This is a genomic window from Salinarimonas soli (assembly GCF_008386575.1).
Lineage (GTDB): Bacteria > Pseudomonadota > Alphaproteobacteria > Rhizobiales > Beijerinckiaceae > Salinarimonas_A > Salinarimonas_A soli.
This window is the reverse complement of record NZ_VUOA01000135.1, coordinates 1-287: the sequence shown is the minus strand read 5'-3', so window position 1 is coordinate 287 and position 287 is coordinate 1. Positions and strand designations below refer to the sequence as shown.

At 59.9% G+C, this 287-nt stretch carries 1 protein-coding gene; it reads right to left on the bottom strand.

Annotated features, from left to right (window positions below; translation table 11 throughout):
• Positions 1 to 287, bottom strand: a 287-nt coding sequence (locus tag F0L46_RS25495; RefSeq protein WP_188312157.1) for an FTR1 family protein, incomplete at both ends; no start/stop codon positions are given.

Below are 287 nucleotides of genomic sequence, written 5' to 3'. Positions count from 1 at the left end.
CGAAGTTGAACATGCCCTCGAGCGCTGCGGCATACCAGGTGCCCGGGGTGAGTACCGAGGAGATATCAAAGGCGTAATCGTGCACTCCGGGCAGCACGTTGGCCTCCTGCAGATCCTTCACGCCGTAGCGGAGAATTCCCGCGGCCACCAGCACCAGCAGGAAACCCAGGATGCGGAAGAGCTTGCCGATATTTACCCGAACCGCGCCCTTGTACATGAGGAATCCAAAGGCCACGGCGATGCCAATGCCCAGGGCTAGGCCGATGAAGGGTGTGCTGTTTATCGAC